The organism is Belliella aquatica, from assembly GCF_014637795.1.
In the GTDB taxonomy this organism is placed as follows: Bacteria; Bacteroidota; Bacteroidia; order Cytophagales; family Cyclobacteriaceae; genus Belliella; species Belliella aquatica.
The window spans coordinates 109,359-129,825 of sequence record NZ_BMFD01000005.1 but is presented as its reverse complement, the minus strand read 5'-3'; the positions used below and the strand labels follow the sequence as shown (position 1 = coordinate 129,825).

Genomic DNA, 20,467 nt, shown 5'->3' with positions numbered 1-20,467 from the left:
ATTTATGCATTAAGTTTAGCTTGATAAGCTATTGCGTACAATTTCATTTGTTTGATCATCGCAGCAAGGCCATTAGATCTTTGTGATCCAATGATATTTCCCATTCCGATTTTTTCTATAAAATCTAGTTCTGCTTTAATGATTTCTTCAGGCGATCTGCCTGAAAGTACTCTAATTAACAAACTGATTAAACCTTTTGTAATATCTGTGTTGGAATCAGCCAAATAGTTGATTTTGTTATTTGACTCACTAGCCGTCAGCCAAACTTTAGATTGACAACCTTTAATAATATTCTCTTCACTTTTATCCTCTTCGGGCATCTCAGGAAGTTTCCCTCCTAATTCCATAATGTAAAATATGGTTGATTCCCTATCGTCTCCAAGTATTTGGAATTCGTCTATGATTTCGTTTTGAATTTCCTGAATGCTCATTTATTCTTGATTTTTGCAATTTTAGAAACTGAAGCTACAAGGCTATCAATTTCTGATTTGGTATTGTAAACAGAAAATGATGCTCTCACAGTTCCTTCAATACCGAATCTCTGCATCAACGGTTGCGTACAGTGATGTCCCGTTCTCACAGCAATTCCGTTAGCATCTAGCATCATACCAACATCAAATGGATGCATTCCGTTGATATTAAAAGAAATTACACTGATTTTGTTTTTCGCAGTTCCTACAGGAATAAAGCCTTTTATTTTACTCAACTGTACTGTTGCGTATTCCAATAATTCATCTTCATGTGCTTTGATAGCGTTTTTTCCATTTTTATTGATGAATTCTAAGGCTTTTCCAAAAGCGATTACATCACCAATATTCGGAGTACCTGCTTCAAATTTGAAGGGGAGTTCGTTGTATGTTGTCTTCTCAAACGTCACTTCCTTGATCATTTCTCCACCTCCTTGGTAAGGAGGCATGCTGTCAAGAATTTCTCTTTTCCCATACATCACCCCAAGACCTGTCGGGCCATATAGTTTATGCGCAGAGAAGACCAAGAAATCACAATCAAGTGACTGTACGTCTACTTCCAAATGACTTGTACTTTGAGCGCCGTCTAACAATACCTTTGCTCCAATGGCATGGGCTTTCTCAATAATTTCTTCTACAGGATTGATTGTACCGAGCGTATTGGAAACGTGGACAATACTGACAAGCTTGGTCTTTGAAGAAAGCATGCTGTCAAAAGCTTCTATGTCCAATTCGCCCATATCACTGATTGGGATTATTTTAAGTAGTGCACCTTTTTCTTCACAAAGCATTTGCCATGGAACAATATTGGCGTGATGTTCCATAGCAGAAATAATGATCTCGTCCCCAGCATTGATGAATTTTCTACCATAAGTAGAAGCAATCAAATTGATGCCTTCTGTTGTACCTTTGGTGAAGATTATTTCTTCAACTTCTTTTGTATTGAGGAAAGATTGGAGTAAGCTTCTAGTATTCTCATAATAGCGCGTAGCTCTATCAGCTAAAGTGTGCGCTCCTCTATGAATATTTGAATTATCAGTTTTGTAATAGTGAGACAAGGCTTCAATGACAGCCAAAGGCTTCTGCGTCGTTGCAGCATTATCAAAATAGATCAAAGGTCGCCCATTCACTTCTTGGTGAAGAATTGGGAATTCTCCTCTGATGTTTTCAATATTTAATGACATAGAAATTTTTTAAAAACTGCTACCCAATCTGTCTTCTACAAGTTGGATGCAATATGCTTTGAATGGTTCGTAGGCGATTTGTTCCAATACCTCTCCAGCTACTGCATAGAGAAGTAACCCTCTTGCTTGTTCTTTTCCGATTCCCCTCGCTTGTAAGTAAAACAAAGCTTCTTCATCAAGTTGACCTGTGGTACAACCATGAGAACATTTCACATCATCTGCCCAAATCTCTAACTGAGGTTTGGTATTGATGATGGCATTTTCAGATAAAAGAATATTGTTGTTTTGCTGAAATGCATTGGTTTTCTGTGCGTCTTGTCTGACGAAAATTTTCCCATTAAAGACACCTCTTGCAGAATCAGTCAGAATGCCCTTATACAATTCATTGGAATCTGAATTTGGCTTAGTGTGATCCACATTCGTATGATTATCTACATGGGTTTTTCCATTGAGTAAATAAAGTCCATACATGTTTCCTACACAGCCTTTGTCCAATAAATTCAAAGTCAAGTTATTTCTCAACATGTCGGCTTGTAGCTGTAAAGCCACAGAAGTGAAGGTAGCATATCTGTGAATATCAGTTGCGAAATTAGTTACAGAAATAGCTTTTCTATTTTCATTTTGTAACCTATAATAATAGGCATGTGCATTTTGAGCTACTTTTACTTCAACTACTGTATTGGAAAAGTAGGTTTCTTCATCTTGCGAAACAGTATTTTCTATGAAAGTTACTTCACTATTTTCTGCTACTTCAATCAAAACTCTAGGCTGAATAATTTGACCTTGATTTGCTTGATTGAAATAAAGGAACAAAATTGGTTTTTCAACTTTTTTTCCTTTTTCAGTTTTTATGTGAATCCCATCTTCAAAACTTAGATTGTTTAGCGCTACAAATGGATCATTTTCGATTTTGGCTACACTACCTAACAGCTCAGAGTTTGAATCTGATAGCTTAGAAAGTGTATAACCGGGAGAAGAAATAGACGAAAGCTCTTCGATAAAGAGTCCATTATTGAAAACAACAACATCACCTTCAAAACCTTCGAACAGATTTGATTTGATAAGTTCAGCTGAGATTGAAATCTTATCAGCAGCAAGAAAAGTAGAGATGTTTTGCTCAATCTTCTTACTGATCTGCGTGAATTTATATTCCTCTTCTTTGGAATGAGGCAAACCTGTATTTTTTAGAAACGCTAAACTTTCATTTCTCAATTCCTGAAAATTTGAGAAATATGCTATGTTTTCCAGAAATTGATCTGTTGCTTTATTTTTTGTAATAGTAGTCATGGTAGGGGATTGTTTGAAGAATAAATGGATATTAAACAGACGCTGCGTCAGCCTCTTCTTTGATCCAATCGTATCCTTTTTCTTCCAATTCTAGCGCAAGTTCTTTCGTGCCTGATTTTACAATTCTTCCATTGTATAATACGTGGACAAAATCAGGAACAATGTAATCCAACAATCTTTGATAGTGAGTGACCACGATTGTAGCATTTTCTGAAGTTTTCAATTGGTTGACACCGTTAGAGACGATTCTCAATGCATCAATGTCCAATCCAGAGTCAGTTTCATCCAAAATAGACAAGGTTGGTTCTAACATTGCCATTTGGAATATTTCGTTTCTCTTTTTTTCACCCCCAGAGAAGCCTTCATTTAAAGATCTGCTTAAAAGCTTTTGATCAATTTCAACAAGCTTCATCTTTTCTTTCATGATTGAAAGAAATTTCACGGCATCAAGTGATTCCAAACCTCTATACTCTCTTACTTGGTTTACAGCAGTTCTTAAAAAGTTTGTAGAACTAACTCCAGGTATTTCTACAGGATATTGAAATGCTAAGAAAACACCTTCTCTAGCTCTATCTTCTGGAGAAAGATCTAGTAGGTTTTTGCCTTTGAAAGAAACTTCTCCTTCAGTTACTTCATATTCCTCTCTACCGGCCAATACAGACGCTAAAGTAGATTTTCCTGAACCATTTGGTCCCATGATTGCATGAACTTCTCCAGGTTTTACTTCAAGATTGATTCCTTTAAGTATAGGAGTTCCCTCTATTGAGGCGTGTAGATTCTTTATCGTTAACATTTTGTATTCTATTCAGTATTAATTTTGAAATTATTCAATAGGGAATTTTACCCTACAGATCCTTCTAAAGTAAGGGCGAGAAGTTTTTGTGCCTCAACTGCAAATTCCATTGGCAATTGGTTCAAAACTTCCTTCGCATATCCATTTACAATCAATGCGACAGCATCTTCTGTAGCAATACCTCTCTGATTACAATAGAATAGTTGATCTTCACCAATTTTTGAAGTTGTCGCTTCATGTTCGACTTTAGCCGTTGGGTTTTGAATGTCTATGTAAGGGAAAGTATGTGCACCACATCTGTCTCCCATAAGTAGAGAGTCACATTGTGAGAAGTTCCTTGCGTTCGTAGCACGTTTCATAACTTGCACCTGACCTCTGTAGGAGTTTTGAGACTTTCCTGCGGAAATACCTTTAGAAACGATTCTGGATTTTGTGTTTTTCCCAATATGAATCATCTTGGTACCTGTATCTGCTTGCTGATAATTATTAGTAACGGCAACAGAATAAAATTCACCAATTGAGTGGTCTCCTTTTAAAATACAAGAAGGGTATTTCCATGTGACAGCAGATCCTGTCTCAACTTGAGTCCAAGAAATTTTTGAATAATCACCTGCACAAATACCTCGTTTTGTCACGAAATTGTAGATTCCGCCTTTTCCATTTTTGTCTCCAGGAAACCAATTCTGAACAGTAGAGTATTTAACTTCTGCGTGTTTTGCAGCATAGATCTCTACCACAGCGGCATGAAGTTGGTTTTCATCTCTCTGCGGAGCTGTACAACCTTCTAAGTAAGACACATAAGAGCTTTCTTCTGCTACAATTAAAGTTCTTTCAAATTGACCAGTATTTGCTGCGTTGATTCTAAAGTAGGTTGATAATTCCATCGGGCATCTCACTCCCGCTGGAATGTAACAAAATGAACCATCAGAAAATACTGCGGAATTTAAAGCTGCGTAATAATTATCAGTAATTGGGACCACTGAACCCAAATATTTTTTCACTAATTCAGGATGCTCTTTTACTGCTTCACTGAAAGAGCAGAAAACAATTCCTAGCTTAGAAAGTGTGTGTTTGAATGTTGTTCCCACAGAAACGGAGTCCAAAACAGCATCCACAGCTATGCCTTGAAGTTTTTTTTGTTCATTTAGCGAAATACCAAGTCTCTCATATATTTGAAGAAGCTCAGGGTCTATTTCGTCCAAACTTTTAGGTTTATTTGATTTTTTTGGCGCAGAATAATACTTAAGTGCCTGAAGATCAATTTTAGGATAGGTGACATTTGCCCAATCGGGCTCTTTCATCTCTTGCCAAGTTTTAAATGCTTTCAATCTCCACTCAAGTAACCACTGTGGTTCTTCTTTCTTCGCAGAAATCCATTTGATTATATCTTCATTCAGTCCTGTAGCAGCTTCATCTACCTCCATGTCCACAGACCAGCCGTGTTCATAATCTTTTGATGTAAGCTCTTCTAGAATTTGATTGTCTTTGCTCATGTTTGTGAGTTATTTAGACTAATTATAGTTTGTGATGCGAAGATACAACATTTATCTAAATTACTTTGTTCATCTCGATTCAAATAATCTATCTTTAATAGATAAAAAAAATGGTAAGAACATGAAAAACAGATGTTTGAAAATAAAATTAGGCTAGTTTTTTCATTACTAGCCTAATTAATAAAATTATAAAAAAAATTGGTTTAATTACAATAAATTTTTATTTAGATTTAATCTAAAGTAATTCAGATTTATTGGGTTTTACCATTCTTGTCAAAAAACTGAATGGGTCTGTTGATACTTTCCTCCAAAACAATTAATGTTTCTGTTCTATCAATGCCGTCTACTTTCTGAATATTATCAAGGACAGTTCTCAGATGATTCGTGTCTTTACAAATGATTTTTGCAAAAATACTGTAATTTCCCGTGGTGTAGTAGGCATTGATTACTTCAGGAATTTGTTTTAAGTTATCTATAACTGTGTCATATAATGAGCTTTTTTCCAAGTAAATTCCTAGGAAAGCGGAAATATCATAGCCAAGTTTGGAGAAATCTATGTTCAAAGTAGCGCTTTTTACAATCCCCATATCTTCGAGCTTGCGCATGCGAACATGCACCGTACCTGAGGAAACGAATACTTTTTTTGCTATTTCGGTATATGGTGTTTTTGCATCATCATTCAAAAGAGAGATGATTTTCAAATCAACATTGTCAATATCTAAAATTTTGTCCATTATTTTGAGGTTATATTAGAGGTATGTTAATAAATATGCTGTTAAATTATGAAATACTTAAAAAAATGCAAAATATTTTTTTCAATTTGTAAAAGTGGTGAAAATACATTTATTTTGGCATCTAAGAATTAAGAGTAAATTTTATTTGGTGGAATTTGATTCGAATCAAATATTAAATTGAATAATAAAGATTTATCTTTTTATTTGATTTTAAATTAAAGAAAAACTTTTAATCTCTAAAGTTATATTTGGGTTTATATTCTGATAAAGGGTCTTGCTAATGGCAAGACTTTTTTGTTTTCTTTTAAAAATTTAAACTGCAAAAATTTGGGTTTGAAAATATTTATTATGTATTTTTGTATTAATAAATGCAGTGATTAAGATGAAAAATTTTAAAATTAATATCTCACTTCTTTTCATGTTCATATTAAGTTATGGACAAGTTAGCACTTCAATTGGTGCTCAAATTTCTGATGGGATTGAAAATGAGGCTGTTAGTGCGAATGCAATTAATTTTAAAAACGTAACTTTAAAAAAATTGAATTCTGTAGATACATATACTATAGAAGTAAATAAAATAGAAAGTGAAGAAGATTTGTCGGATTTTGGCTCTCCATGGGCTTGGCCTGAATTTACTTTAGAAATGGTTGATAGCTACACACCTTTTATTTTTAGAACAAAAAGTAGCGCAGCTTTAGATGAAGTTAGAGTTATTTTGAATGTTAATGATAAAGGTAAACTTGTGGGTTACGAGTTTTTGACAGAGGCTGATAGAGGTTTAGAACAAAGAATAGCTCACGTTTTAAGAAAATTACCTAAATGTGTTCCAGTTCCAGGATATAGCAATTACGGGGCGATAGATTTTGAATTGATAATCAAAAAATAAATGATAAGAGTGTTTTAATTAATCCCTACTGAGAAATCGGTGGGGATTTTTTTTTGAATGGTTAGGAATGATTTTTTTCATACCCTAATTTTAGATAAATCAATTTTATCATTCATGAAACAATTTATACTCTCAATTGCATTTTCAATAGGTTTTTTGAATATTGGATACGCACAAAGTAGTTCTCTCCAATCCGAAAAGCTTTGGCCTGAACAAGATGATAAGGCCAAACATTATATAGTAAAAGGTGAGCGTCAAGGTCAATCATTTTTCAAAAAGCATCAATTTCCAGAAGTTCAATATGAACCTGGGGATAAGTTAGCTTTTGATATTTACCACACTCCCGATGTCATGTATCATTGGTACAAGGTGTGGGCAGAGCAATATCCAGAAATTACCGAGTTGTATGAAGTTGCTAAATCTTATGAAGGTAGGCCGATTCTTCAAATGACAATAACTAACAAGAAAACTGGAAAGCATACGGACAAGCCGGCAGCTTATTTTGAAGGTGGAAGACATGGTGGAGAAGTTACAAGTAGTGAGTCGGTACTTTGGTTGACGCAGCATTTATTAGAAAATTATGGGAAAGATCCAGCCATAACCAATTTAATTGACACCAAGACGATCTATGTTCGCCCACAGAATAATCCAGATGGCTCAACCATGTATCTATTTACAGAACAAAGAAATAGAAGTACGGTTAGACCCTATGATGTGGATAGAGATGGTTTGATGGATGAGGATCCGGAGGAGGACCTTAATGGAGATGGGATAATCCACTCTATGCGTAAGAGAGCAGTTACAGAGGAAGAAAAAGAAAAAGCAAATTATATTATCGACCCTAGAGACCCTAGTGGAAGATTGATGAAGCGTGTCTTTGAAGGGCAAGGAGAATGGTTGATGTACAGCGAAGGGATTGACAATGATGGTGATGGGAAATATAATGAAGATGGAATAGGTGGGTTGGATTTACATCGAAATTATCCTGAAAACTGGAGACCCGATTCTGGGGGTGACATGACAGGTAGGGGGTACACTCAATGGGGAGCAGGAGAGTATCCATTAAGTGAAATCGAAACAAGATCAACAGTTCTTTGGCTTCTTTCACATCCTAATATCTCAGTAGTGAACTCTTTGGATACTCGAGTTCCAATGCATCTAAGACCTCCTTCAACTTCTTCAAGTGAAGAGAGTATGTTTCCTTCAGATCTAGAATTATATAAGAAATTTGACGCAATGGGAATCGCTATTACGGGCTATCCTTGGGCAGGAGATGTTTATGAAACTTACAGTACGCGTTATAAAACAAATAGATTAACAGGAGATCCATTGAAGCCAAGTCCTCTCTTTGGTCACGGCCCTGATTTTGGGTATTTCTATTATGGTTCTATGTGGTATGGTGACGAGTTGTGGAACAATGGAGCCATGAAAGATTATGATGGAGATGGTGTCTATGACGATTATGATGCGCTGAGATGGGATGATGAAGAAAATGGATCCAATGGCTTCAAGAAATGGGAAAAGTTTGATCATCCACAGTTAGGCGAAGTAGAAATCGGCGGTTTTCACCCAAAATTCTTTTCGCAAAACGGTCCACCTTGGCAGCTAGAAGGCTGGATCAGAAAGCAATCTCTTTTCAATTTGGCCATGGCCATGGAGCTTCCACAGATAGAATTAGAAGATGTAAGTGTCAAAGCGATCTCTGAGGGAGAATACGAAATCTCAGTTTCTTGGAAAAATTCTGGAGGACTCCCTGTTGCGCTAGAACAAGCCAAACGTGTGAAAATCGTCCAGGAAGATAGGGTAATGCTTGAGTTTGAAAAGAATCTTACCAAAGGTTTTGAAGAGGCAATAGTGCAGATCACCTCACCTTCTCTCTACGATAAAACAATCTACACCGGGTACACAGATGCAGGGGAAAGCAAGACAGCTTCTTTTGTGGTAAAAGTGAATCAAAAAGAACCTGTTAAAGCAAAGTTGAAATTGCTTTCTACAAGAGGGGGATATATTGAAAGAGAAATTACAATTGGTAATAAATAATCTTTTTGCTTTAAAAGCAGAAGAGAAGTGTCGCTTAAGGTAGATTTATCTACAAAATTTTCCTTTAATATAAAAGCAAGCGTATTTCAAAGCATTGTTTATTTACTTGTACTTAAATATAAACGAATTATGATACTAAGAAAAAAATACCTGTTAGGGTTAATTTTCTTCTTTGCAGTCCTTAGCACCCAAGCACAGCAAAAAAGAGCATTAACTCACGCCGATTATGATGGATGGGAATCCGTTTCTTCTGACAAAATCTCTGCAAATGGACAGTGGGTTGGTTTTGAAGTCAATCCTCAAGATGGAGACGGAAGGCTTGAAATTGTTAACCATGGCAATGCACAAAAAAGATTTGTCATTCCTAGAGCCAATAGAATGTCTTTTTCACATGATAATAATTTTGCTGTAGGTAGAATTGTAGCTGAAAAGGATGCTATCAAAATGTTGAAACTTAAAAAGACAAAGGCAGATGATATGCCGAAAGACAGTCTTTTCATTATCAACCTTGCCTCAGGTGGAGTTGAGAAATTATCAAGAGTAAAATCTTTCGCAACTCCTGATAAAATTGGGAATTGGTTGGCAGTGCATTTTGAAAAAGAATTGCCTAAGAAAGCAGCGAAGAAGGAGGAAGGGGATACTACAAAAGTAGCAGCACCTGAAAAGCCTAAGAAAACAGATGGAACAACTCTACTGGTAAGATCATTTGATGGAAAGACGACTTACGAATATGATCGTGTAAAGTCTTATGGTTTTTCTGAAAATGGTGGGTATTTATATTATGTGAAAGCAACTGAAGATACTTTGAAAAATGCAGGTATTTTCCTTTTGGACTTAAAATCTGGTATTTCTCAAATCATTGATATCGGCAAGACAGATTACATGTCCCCACAAATCTCTGATTCCAATAAGTTCTTAGCCTTTATCACGACTGAGGATTCTTTGAAAGCTAAAAAGCCATATTACGATCTTTATCTTTATGATATTGCTAAAGCGACAAATCAGAAAATAGCTGATAAAAATACTGCAGGAATTCTTGCAGGCGGTATGGTCAGCAAGTCTGGAAGAATTAATTTTTCAGCTGATGACAGTCAAGTTTATTTTGGTACCACCACGGATTATAAAGACTTCGAATATGAATCTGATACCACCATTTTGGATGATGAAAGGGTGAAATTAGACATTTGGGGCTGGCAAGATGCTGAAATTCAGCCAATGCAATTGAGAAATAAGAATAGAGAGGAAAACAGAAGTTTCCTTGCTGCTTATAATATCAAGGATAAAAAAGTGATTCAAATTGGCGACGAACAAGTATACAGCATTAACTATGATCCAAAATCAAAACTTAAAATTGCTTTAGCTACAGATGATTCTCCATATAGAAGAGAATATAGCTGGAATACACAAATCGGTCGAGATACTTACTTAGTAAATCTTGAAACAGGTTCCAAAACACTTATCAAAAAAGCATTGTCAGGATATGCGCAGCTTTCACCTGCTGGAAAATATGCTTATTGGTATGATGCCGGTGATAGTGCTTGGGTTGCTTTTGATATTGCAACTAAGACATTCAAAAACCTAGTTGAAAACCTTGATGTTAATGTTTACAATGAACAACATGATTCACCTTCCCTTCCAGGGAGCTATGGCGCTGCTGGTTGGTTAAAAGATGATAAAGGATTCTTGATCTATGATAAATATGATGTTTGGAAAGTTGATCCAACTGGTAAAGTATCTCCTCAAAATATTACTTTAGGAGCTGGAAGATCTCAAAACATTGAGTTTAGAAGACAAAGAATAGAAACTGAAGAAAGAGAGGGTATAGACCCTTCATTGCCATTCGTTTTGACTGCATTTCATGAATTCAATAAGAAAAATGGATTTTTCACAGGTGATATAAATGGTAAAAAAGCTCCATCTGAAATCATATTTACTGATAATAGATATTTGGGATTAAGCAAGGCAGAAAACACAGACCTGTTGACAGTGAGAAGATCAACATATCAGGAATATGCGGATATTTATGCTACCGATTTGAAGATGTCAAAGTTGACTCAATTGTCCTTTGCTAATCCGCAACAAGACCAAGTAAATTGGGGAAGTGTAGAATTGGTTGATTATTTGACCAATGATAATGTTCCTCTTCAAGGTTTATTGTTCAAGCCAGAAAATTTTGATCCAAACAAGAAGTACCCGATGATGGTGTATTTCTACGAAAGAAATTCTGATGGGCTACACAATTATAGAGCTCCTGCGCCAAGTGCATCTACGATCAACATTCCATATTTTGTAAGTAATGAATATTTAGTGTTTGTTCCAGATATTAAGTATGACCTAGGCCTTCCAGGACCAAGTGCTTATAATTGTATTATTCCTGGTGTTCAATCAATCGTAGCTAAAGGTTTTGTAGATGCTGATAATATGGCGATTCAAGGCCAAAGCTGGGGAGGATATCAAGTGGCTCACTTGATTACAAGAACTAACATGTTTAAAGCAGCTGGAGCAGGTGCGCCTGTTGTGAATATGACTTCTGCTTACGGTGGAATTCGATGGGGAACGGGAATGAGTAGAATGTTCCAGTACGAGCAAACGCAAAGTAGAATTGGTGGTACTTTATGGGAAAAGCCGATGTACTATCTTCAAAACTCTCCTTTATTCTACATGGATAGAGTTCAGACTCCTGTTTTGATTATGCACAATGATGCCGATGGCGCAGTTCCATGGTATCAAGGTATCGAAATGTTTATGGCTTTGAAGCGTTTGAATCAACCTGCTTGGTTGCTACAATACAACGGAGAAGACCATAATTTAGTACAAAGAAAAAATAGAAAAGATCTTTCTATAAGGCTATCTCAATTCTTTGATCACTACCTTAAAGGAGCTCCGGCACCACTTTGGATGACAGAAGGGCTTCCTGCAGTAGAAAAAGGAAGAACATTGAAATATGAATTAGAAGACGAGAATTAATAATTCTATTAAAAATTTACAAAGCCCTTCAGAGTTTTCTGAAGGGCTTTTTCTTTTAAAATAACCCAGTAATATTTCCCTCAGCATCGATATCTATGTTCTCAGCAGCTGGTTTGGAAGGAAGACCAGGCATACGCATGATATTCCCAGCAATCGGAATGATAAATCCAGCTCCTGCTGCAATATCAAACGCTCGGATTTTTATGGTAAAGCCAATTGGTCGATTGATCAATTTAGGATCATCAGAAAGTGAATATTGCGTTTTTGCGATACAGATAGGGACTTTATCTAAACCGATTTTATTAAATAGCTTGATTTGTTGCTTGGCTTTCAAACTATATTCCACATCTGCTGCACCATATATTTTCCGGGCCACTGTTTCTATTTTTTGTTCTATTGGCCATTCGAAATTATAAAGAGGAGTAAAATTACTTTTTCCCGATTCTGCAACTTCTTGAACAGTTTTAGCCAAATCAATACAGCCTTCACCACCTTTTTCCCAACCTTCTGAAAGTGCCACTTTAACACCAAGTTCTTCACATCTCTGCATCACCACATTGATTTCTTCTTCAGAATCAGTGGCGAATTTGTTGATAGCTACCACAGGACAAAGCATAAAGTGTTTGATATTCTCAATATGTTTTTCGAGGTTTTCTAAGCCTTTTCTTACAGCATCTGTATTGGCTTCTTTTAATTTCTCGAAAGGGATTCCAGCATGGCTTTTCAAAGCACGAATTGTAGCTACAATAACTGCTAGATCAGGCTTCAAACCACCATATTGACATTTTAGATCTAGGAATTTTTCTCCTCCAAGATCAGAAGCAAAGCCCGCCTCGGTTACAACATAATCAGCCAAAGACAGCCCCATTTTTGTGGCGATAATTGAATTGGAACCCTGTGCAATATTTGCAAATGGCCCACCATGGATGATTGCCGCATTTCCTTCTATCGTTTGGACCAGGTTTGGCATGATCGTGTGTTTGAGTAAAGCAGTCATAGCTCCTTGGGCTTTCAGTTCACGCGCATACACAGGTTGGTTGTCATGGGTGTATGCGACGATGATGTTTCCCAGTTTATCTTTTAAATCCACGAGATCATTAGCTAAGCAAAGCGCAGCCATGACCTCTGAAGCTGCAGTAATATCAAAGCCAGATTCTCTTGGTACACCTTGCGCATGACCACCAAGGCCAATCACGATATCTCTAAGAGCTCTTTCATTCATATCCATCACTCGCTTCCAGACTATTTTCCTCGGATCGATATTTAGGCTGTTTCCTTGATGGATATGATTGTCTAAAAGAGCTGCTAGTAAGTTATGCGATTTTTCCACCGCGGCGAAGTCTCCAGTGAAATGGAGGTTGATTGATTCCATTGGAAGTACTTGAGAGTATCCACCTCCAGCTGCGCCACCTTTCATTCCAAAAACAGGCCCTAGGGAAGGCTCTCTTAAGACCACTGCTGTTTTTACACCGATTTTATTGAGTCCTTCACAAAGCCCAATACTTGCTGTGGTTTTTCCTTCTCCTGCCACCGTTGGTGTAATTGCCGTAACCAGAATTAACTTTTTGCCTTTCATTTTCTCCGAATCTATAAGTCGAAGAGGTAGTTTTGCAATATATTTTCCATAAGGGCGAAGGTCATCTTCATTGATTTGAAGCTTTTTCGCTATCTCTGAGATTGGTTGCATCGTTGATGCTCGAGCTATTTCTTGGTCAGTTAAGGTCATTTGGGAGTCGTTTTATTAATTTTTCAATTTAAAGATTTTAGGAAGATTTAAAAGTGACTTTTGACATGTTTGAAAAATATTTTCATCTTATCAAAGTTCAAAATTGTCTTATTGTTTTGTTTCATGACTTTATCTCTTAAAAATATGATTACGAGCTTTAAAGTATTGTCCCAATTCCCTCTACTATTTTTTCAAAAATGTTTATTACTAAATTGAAAAACTTATATTTGAAACTCGCAAACCAAATTTAACCCCCATATAATCAACCTCAACCTATGTTATTAGAACCTTTAGATCTCATTGTATTCATTGGCTATTGTTGCCTTATCATCGGAATGGGTCTTTTTGTCTCTAGAGAGAAGAAAGGACACGTCAAAAATTCACAAGATTACTTTCTAGCTTCAAAGGCATTACCCTGGTGGGCCGTGGGTGCTTCTTTGATCGCATCCAACATTTCTGCAGAGCAATTTATTGGAATGTCGGGGTCTGGCTTTGCCTTGGGATTAGCCATTTCTACGTATGAATGGATGGCTGCAATTACACTTTTGGTAGTTGCTATTTTCTTTTTACCTGTTTATATCAAAAAGGGTATTTATACCATGCCTGGATTTTTACTGGATCGATATGATACCAGAGTAAGAACTACAATGGCAATTTTCTGGCTTGCCTTATATGTATTTGTCAATCTCACGTCAGTTCTCTATTTGGGTGCATTGAGTTTAAATACTATTTTGGACGTACCGATGAGGTATGCTATTATTGGATTGGCCTTATTTGCCATGGTTTATTCCATTTACGGTGGTCTTAAAGCAGTTGCTTGGACTGATGTAGTACAGGTCTTTTTCCTAATTGCAGGTGGCTTAGCTACAACGTACATCGCCTTGACGATGGTAGGAAGTGGAAGTGCATGGGATGGTTTGGGCTTGTTGAGACAAGAAGTACCAGGACATTTCTCTATGATTCTTTCAAAAGGAGAAATGATGATTCCTGATGGAAAAGGTGGCGTCAGAGATGCCTATTTAGATTTACCAGGGATCAGTGTACTCGTAGGAGGAATGTGGATTACCAATTTGAGTTATTGGGGATTCAACCAATATATCACGCAAAGAGCACTAGCTGCAAAAAGTTTAGATGAAGCCCAAAAAGGGATGATTTTCGCAGGATTCTTAAAGTTATTGATGCCATTAATTGTGGTTATTCCAGGAATTGCAGCTTTAGTTATTGTAAATAATGGTATAGATACAGGTTTTATAGAATCTATGAAAGATCCAGTAACGGGTATTATCAAATCTGATAGAGCTTATCCTACCTTATTGCAATTACTTCCTACGGGATTGAAAGGATTAGCATTTGCGGCATTGACAGCAGCAATTGTTTCTTCATTGGCCTCAATGGCTAATAGTACATCTACCATCTTTACCATGGATATTTATAAGAAATATTTTGGTAGAGATGCTTCTGAAGCAAAACAAGTAAGGGTTGGAAGAATCACAGCAGCGGTTGCATTTATTATTGCTGCAATTGTTGCCCCGGCATTGGGTGAATTGGATCAAGCGTTCCAGTTTATTCAAGAATACACAGGATTCATTAGCCCGGGTGTATTTGCTATTTTCTTCTTTGGTGTGTTTTGGAAAAAAACCACATCGAATGCAGCACTTACAGGTGCAGCACTTAGTATTCCGCTCTCAATTGTTCTTAAAGTAGTTTGGCCAAATCTACCTTTCTTAGATAGAATGGGTGTGGTTTTCTTGGTGTTAGCTTCCTTAATGGTGATTATTAGTTTGGTAGAAGGAAAAGGAAAAGATCATCCAAACAGCATTGATATCAGCGGTGATATTTTCAAAACCAGTACAGGCTTCAAGATTGGAGCATTTATCATTACTTTGATTACAGCAGCACTTTATATTGTGTTCTGGTAAAATCAAAAATAAATTCAAATTTTAAAGCTCAATATCTCCTTACTTTCTAGAGATATTGAGCTTTTTTTATTCCGTGGCAAGAATATTGTTTTAATTTTTATTGAAAGGAATCCTTCGGTTCATACATTTTTATAGATGAAAATATTTCCGTTGAGGTCTTTTTTATTTGTTTTAAAGAACCATTAAACTCAAAAAAATGGCAATTATTGGAGAAATAATCAAAAAGTCGGTAGAAACTGTAGATAGAGTTTTTTCAAACACCAATCCGCAAGAAGCACAAGAAAAAGTATTGAAAGAATTACTCTCAAAGGCTGAAGATACAGCATTTGGTAAATATTATCAGTTTGAGCATATCCGCAAATCAGAAAATATAAGAGATGCTTTTGCTAAAGAAGTTCCTTATCATGATTATGATCAGTTGAGGGAAGCTTGGTGGCAAAAAGTGATCGATGGTGGTGAAGACATTACTTGGCCTGGAAAAGTGAAGTTTTTTGCGGTTTCCAGTGGGACTACAAGTTCCAGAAAGCATATTCCTGTGACAGAAGATATGTTGCAGTCCATTCGCAGAGCTGGAATGCAGCAGGTAAGGGGAATAGCAGACTTTGATCTTCCAGCAGAATTTTTTGAAAAAGAGATATTGATGTTTGGAAGTAGCACCAACCTCAAGGAAGTTAATGGACACCTAGAAGGGGAAATAAGTAGTATCAGTGCCAGTCAGATTCCGTTTTGGTTTGAGGGTTTTTATCGACCGGGAAAGGAAATCTCCTCTATAGATGATTGGGATGTAAGAGTTGAAGAGCTGGCTAAGGAATCTGCCAATTGGGATATTGGAGCGATCTCAGGAATTCCTTCTTGGATTGAGTTGATGCTCAAGAGAGTTATCGAGTTCAACAATGCTGAAACCATTCATGACGTTTGGCCAAATCTAAAGGTCTATACTTCGGGTGGGGTTGCTTTTGAACCTTATAAAAAGGCTTTCGAAAAACTATGTAGTAAGGAATTGATTGTTATTGATACTTATTTGGCTTCGGAAGGATATATCGCTACACAAATCAGAAAAGATACGGATGCGATGGCTTTAATTACGAATAATGGCATCTACTTCGAGTTTATTCCTTTTCTTCCAGAAAATATGGCAGATGACGGCAGTATCAATCAGAATGCAAAGTCAATCAAGATTGAGGATGTAGAAGAAGGTGTAGATTATGTATTGGTGATCAGTACCGTTTCAGGAGCTTGGAGGTACATGATTGGAGATACCATTGCTTTTACCAGTAAAGAAAAAGCTGAAATTAAGATCACGGGGAGAACGAAGCATTTTCTTAATGTAGTCGGTTCTCAGTTATCTGTCAATCAGATGAATAAAGCTATAGAACAGCTTAGTGAAGAGTTCGATTGCCAAATCAAGGAGTTTACGGTAGCAGCAGTTCTGGAAGAAGATGATTATTTACACCGTTGGTATTTAGGCTTGGATGCTAATGTCAAGCTAGACAAAACAGAAATTGCTGAACATCTGGATGAAATTTTGAAGGAAAACAACAAAAATTATAAAGTTGCCAGAGGCAAAGCATTGAAGCGGGTGGAGGTGAAGCTTATCACTGAAGAATTATTTAGGAAATGGACTGAAGAAACCAAACAAAAAGGTGGTCAAGTCAAAATCCCAAGGGTGATGAAGGAAAAAGACTTCAAAGATTGGGAAAGCTATGTTTCGAAAAATAGCTAAGCCAAAACCCCGAACCGTTGACCTAAAAAATTTTATCCATTGACCGCCGACTCGCTGTTTTTTGATAAATTTTGAAATGTTTAATATTTAATCTCCAACCGGTATGTTTTCCATTAGATACATGATTTCTTCTGGTGGTAGATAGAGTTTGTTGATTTTCTTGATATAATCATCTGACATGCCTGCTTCGTGGAGAATAAACTCTTTTGTGGTCAAGATGTATTTACCAAGTCCATGATTGACCGCATAAGTGTCAGCAGCTCGTTCTGCAGAGATTATAAAACTCCTTGAGGTGAGGTATCCAACGCCAAATACCAACATTGACCAATTACTTCTTCTCAGATAGTCGATGACATGTCCGAGTTCATGACCAATCCAACCGACTAGAACATTTTCTGGCAGCTCGTGAATAGGCGTGACTTTTCCTTTAAGAGAAAAAAATCTGCTGATTTTTATGATATAAGCTCTTTTCTTTCTCGAGCCCAGCATAGTATTGAACTTTGGTTGCGCTTGCATCACTGATTTTCGAATATTTTCGCTGAGTTTGAATTCTATAGTTACGTCAACCAAATCAGGATAAAAGTCAAGTGCTTTGATGATTACGTTTTTCAATTCATTAGGAATGCTATTTTGAATGTACTTTGTGTTAGTCAATCTCATAATGAATTATACAACATTTTTTAGGTAGAGTCAAATCGAAATGGAAATTACATTACTTTTTTACAATGTTTCCAAAGTGAAATTTTAACTAATTTGGATAATAAAACTCTACTTTTAATCATTACTCCTCTTCTACAATTGCTACTTTTCTCAAAGACTTTTCCCAAGAAAATGTAGCCGAAATTGGATAGTGATCTGAATAATCTACTTCCTTGTGTGTTTTGAATCTCTCTATTTGTAAAATCTCGTCATAGAAAATATTGTCAATTCTAAGAAAAAATAAGACTTTGTTATAGGTAAAACCAAAACCACGACCTGCTGTTTCAAATGCATTTTTCATGATTTTTCGCAGGGAAAAATAAGTGTAGCTGTAAGGCACATCATTAAAATCTCCGACCAATACATTTGCATAGGGGCTATTGCTCATGTGTTCAACCAAGACACCTAACTGAGTTGCACGAATAACTTGTCCTCGTTTGAGTTTGCTTAATGTCTCTCTGTAATTCTCTTTAATACCATCCAAATCACTTAATCCTTCAGAAGGAATACTCATGGATTCCAAATGTGCATTATAGATTCTAATAGTATCTTTATCGACTTTTATATCAGCGAAAATAACGCCATTATTCCGCTTGGTATCAAATACTCGTCCTTCATTGATGATCGGATATCTACTGAAAATAACCATTCCATAAGAACGTTTTCTAGGATTTCCTTCAATGATTTGGTAAGAATATTCATACCCCGTATCTGTCGCCAATGCTTTAATCGCATTTTGAGCAGGTGTGGTAAAGTCTTGATAGAACTCTTGAAAACATTTAATGTCTGATGGATTGTCCTTGAGCCATTTTGTTATATTCTTGGTGACTGTTTTTCGATCCCCTCCAGGTTTCGCATAACTCAATAGATGAACATTATAACTTAATACAGATAATCCCTCTGGGTTGGTATTGACTGGATTGAGCTGAAAAGTAACTCCCATGAATTGCCATCCTATGACAATCGCTAATAATGGAAGGAAAGCCAAGCGTCTTTTTGCCAATAGTAATAAAATAAAAATTATACCATTTACAATTAATAAGGGCGGAATTAGAAGCGTCATTAATCCAGCGTAAGGGAAATACTCTGGAGATACATAAACACTGAAAAACAGTACAAGCGAAATAAAAAAGATGATACCCGTAAGAAATCGCAGCATGTAGTCTAGTTTTGAAACCGAAATTATACCTTTAACTCCTTCTTTGCAAGTTTTTAATTTTCTTTGGCTAAGTTTAAGGATTGTACTCAATTCAAACCTCAAAAAAATAAATCTATTATGACAAAACGATTATTTATTTTCGCAATGGCTTTTACTGCAGTTTTATGGTCTTGCGGCACATCAACAAACACCACAGAAGTAGAGATTTCTGAACAAAAAGATTACAGCAATGATTGGATCCAACTCTTTAATGGTGAAGATTTAAGCGATTGGATAATTAAAATCTCCAAGCACGATCTGAATGTGAATTTCGCGAATACTTTTAGAGTTGAAGATGGATTGATGAAAGTGCGATATGATGGTTATGAAAGCTTTGACAATCAGTTTGGACATATTTTTTACAAAAACCCTTACTCTTATTATTTGTTGAAAGTGGAATACAGATTTGTTGGTGAACAAGCGGAGGGAGGGGAACCTTGGGCGACAAGAAATAGCGGTGCAATGCTGCATTCTCAAGATCCGGCTACGATGATGGTAGATCAGGATTTCCCAATATCCATTGAAGGACAAATGTTAGGCGGAGATGGAGAGAACCCAAGACCGACGAGTAATCTTTGTACTCCAGGGACAAATGTGGTTATGGAAGGAGAATTGTTTACACCTCATTGTGTGACATCAATGGCAAAAACCTATCATGGAGAGCAGTGGGTAACCGCTGAATTTTTGGTTTTAGGAGATTCTGTAGTACATCACATTATGGAAGGTGAAAAAGTGTTGACATATTACAAACCTCAAATAGGAGGTGGGAATGTTAATCCGTTTGATCCTGCTGTAAAAATTGATGGTCAACTTTTGAAATCAGGGTATATTTCTCTCCAAAGTGAAAGTCATCCAATTGACTTTAGAAAAGTAGCGTTATTTGATTTAGCTCCTTATTCAGAAAGCAAAGAAAAATTACAAGAAGTGATCGATGCAATCACAAAAGAATAAAAATCATGATGCAGGGCAGGGAACTACTCTGCATCATGTCTTTTTGGGATATCAGGATTGATAAAAGTAAACCCTCTCGCATCATTTCCTTCATAAAAGTCTATCTGCATACCCATAAGAAACATGACATGCTTTTTTTCTATGAGTACGGGTATTTCATCTAAAGTGAATTGCTGATCACCCTCTTTGATTTTATCGAAGCCAAGTGCGTAAGACATTCCACCACATCCACCACCTTTGACCCCAATTCTCAAAGAATAGTCTCTGGGAATATTTTTATTGGTAATGATATTTTTAATTTCTTCTTGTGCCTTGGAAGTTATGCTAATTGGTATAATCATATTCTGTAAATTCAATTTTTCGCGATTCGGTTCAAATCACACTACAAAATTAGCGCTTC

The 20,467-nt window shown here is 36.4% G+C and carries 16 protein-coding genes; 6 read left to right on the top strand and 10 right to left on the bottom strand.

Annotated features, from left to right (window positions below):
* Positions 1-2: 2 nt before the first annotated feature.
* From IEV57_RS08945 to IEV57_RS08920, 6 genes are all read right to left on the bottom strand, one after another.
* Positions 3-431 carry a SufE family protein gene (locus IEV57_RS08945; protein ID WP_188441867.1) on the bottom strand — a complete coding sequence of 143 codons (429 nt, stop codon included), beginning with the start codon at positions 429-431 and terminating at the stop codon, positions 3-5.
* Positions 428-1,651, bottom strand: a complete 1,224-nt coding sequence (locus IEV57_RS08940) for a cysteine desulfurase (RefSeq protein ID WP_188441865.1) — start codon at positions 1,649-1,651, stop codon at positions 428-430. Before IEV57_RS08940 ends, IEV57_RS08945 begins: the two co-directional genes overlap by 4 nt.
* Before the next feature lie 9 nt (positions 1,652-1,660).
* Positions 1,661-2,938 carry a Fe-S cluster assembly protein SufD gene (gene sufD / locus IEV57_RS08935; RefSeq protein ID WP_188441863.1) on the bottom strand — a complete coding sequence of 426 codons (1,278 nt, stop codon included), beginning with the start codon at positions 2,936-2,938 and terminating at the stop codon, positions 1,661-1,663.
* Positions 2,939-2,969: 31 nt separating this feature from the next.
* The gene (gene sufC, locus IEV57_RS08930) at positions 2,970-3,731 is read right to left on the bottom strand and encodes a Fe-S cluster assembly ATPase SufC (protein WP_188441861.1); all 762 of its coding nucleotides are present in this window, start codon (positions 3,729-3,731) and stop codon (positions 2,970-2,972) included.
* A gap of 47 nt (positions 3,732-3,778) precedes the next feature.
* Positions 3,779-5,224, bottom strand: coding sequence for a Fe-S cluster assembly protein SufB (sufB, locus tag IEV57_RS08925; RefSeq protein WP_188441859.1), 1,446 nt, complete (start codon positions 5,222-5,224; stop codon positions 3,779-3,781).
* Positions 5,225-5,475: 251 nt separating this feature from the next.
* The gene (locus IEV57_RS08920; protein ID WP_188441857.1) at positions 5,476-5,958 is read right to left on the bottom strand and encodes an Lrp/AsnC ligand binding domain-containing protein; all 483 of its coding nucleotides are present in this window, start codon (positions 5,956-5,958) and stop codon (positions 5,476-5,478) included.
* 382 nt (positions 5,959-6,340) lie between these two features.
* On the opposite strand from IEV57_RS08920, the gene IEV57_RS08915 reads away from it, so the two are divergent.
* The 3 genes from IEV57_RS08915 to IEV57_RS08905 all read left to right on the top strand — a co-directional run bounded on the left by IEV57_RS08915 (position 6,341) and on the right by IEV57_RS08905 (position 11,851).
* Entirely contained in the window at positions 6,341-6,844 is a 504-nt protein-coding gene (locus tag IEV57_RS08915; protein ID WP_188441855.1) for a hypothetical protein, read from the top strand.
* A 114-nt stretch (positions 6,845-6,958) separates the two neighbouring features.
* On the top strand, positions 6,959-8,884 hold the full coding sequence (locus tag IEV57_RS08910; protein ID WP_188441853.1) for a M14 family metallopeptidase: 1,926 nt from the start codon (positions 6,959-6,961) through the stop codon (positions 8,882-8,884).
* Between the two features lie 129 nt (positions 8,885-9,013).
* Positions 9,014-11,851, top strand: a complete 2,838-nt coding sequence (locus tag IEV57_RS08905; RefSeq protein ID WP_188441851.1) for a S9 family peptidase — start codon at positions 9,014-9,016, stop codon at positions 11,849-11,851.
* Positions 11,852-11,906: 55 nt separating this feature from the next.
* Here the strand turns inward: IEV57_RS08905 and IEV57_RS08900 are convergent, their stop codons facing one another.
* Positions 11,907-13,577, bottom strand: a complete 1,671-nt coding sequence (locus IEV57_RS08900) for a formate--tetrahydrofolate ligase (RefSeq protein ID WP_188441849.1) — start codon at positions 13,575-13,577, stop codon at positions 11,907-11,909.
* Positions 13,578-13,852: 275 nt separating this feature from the next.
* Here IEV57_RS08900 and IEV57_RS08895 point away from each other — a divergent pair, with 275 nt between their 5' ends.
* Positions 13,853-15,496, top strand: a complete 1,644-nt coding sequence (locus tag IEV57_RS08895; RefSeq protein WP_188441847.1) for a sodium/sugar symporter — start codon at positions 13,853-13,855, stop codon at positions 15,494-15,496.
* A 196-nt stretch (positions 15,497-15,692) separates the two neighbouring features.
* A complete protein-coding gene (locus IEV57_RS08890) occupies positions 15,693-17,219 on the top strand; it encodes a GH3 family acyl-acid amido synthetase (protein ID WP_188441846.1) in 1,527 nt (508 codons plus the stop codon).
* 87 nt (positions 17,220-17,306) lie between these two features.
* Here the strand turns inward: IEV57_RS08890 and IEV57_RS08885 are convergent, their stop codons facing one another.
* Positions 17,307-17,879: a hypothetical protein gene (locus tag IEV57_RS08885; protein ID WP_188441844.1), complete on the bottom strand. Its 573-nt coding sequence runs from the start codon at positions 17,877-17,879 to the stop codon at positions 17,307-17,309.
* Between the two features lie 121 nt (positions 17,880-18,000).
* The gene (locus tag IEV57_RS08880) at positions 18,001-19,077 is read right to left on the bottom strand and encodes an endonuclease/exonuclease/phosphatase family protein (protein ID WP_188441842.1); all 1,077 of its coding nucleotides are present in this window, start codon (positions 19,075-19,077) and stop codon (positions 18,001-18,003) included.
* 117 nt (positions 19,078-19,194) lie between these two features.
* Between IEV57_RS08880 and IEV57_RS08875 the strand changes: the two genes are divergently transcribed.
* Positions 19,195-20,067, top strand: coding sequence for a 3-keto-disaccharide hydrolase (locus tag IEV57_RS08875; protein ID WP_188441840.1), 873 nt, complete (start codon positions 19,195-19,197; stop codon positions 20,065-20,067).
* Positions 20,068-20,090: 23 nt separating this feature from the next.
* Here IEV57_RS08875 and IEV57_RS08870 read toward each other — a convergent pair whose 3' ends face one another.
* Positions 20,091-20,408 (bottom strand): HesB/IscA family protein, encoded by a 318-nt coding sequence (locus IEV57_RS08870; RefSeq protein ID WP_188441838.1) that lies wholly within the window; start codon positions 20,406-20,408, stop codon positions 20,091-20,093.
* Positions 20,409-20,467: the final 59 nt, after the last annotated feature.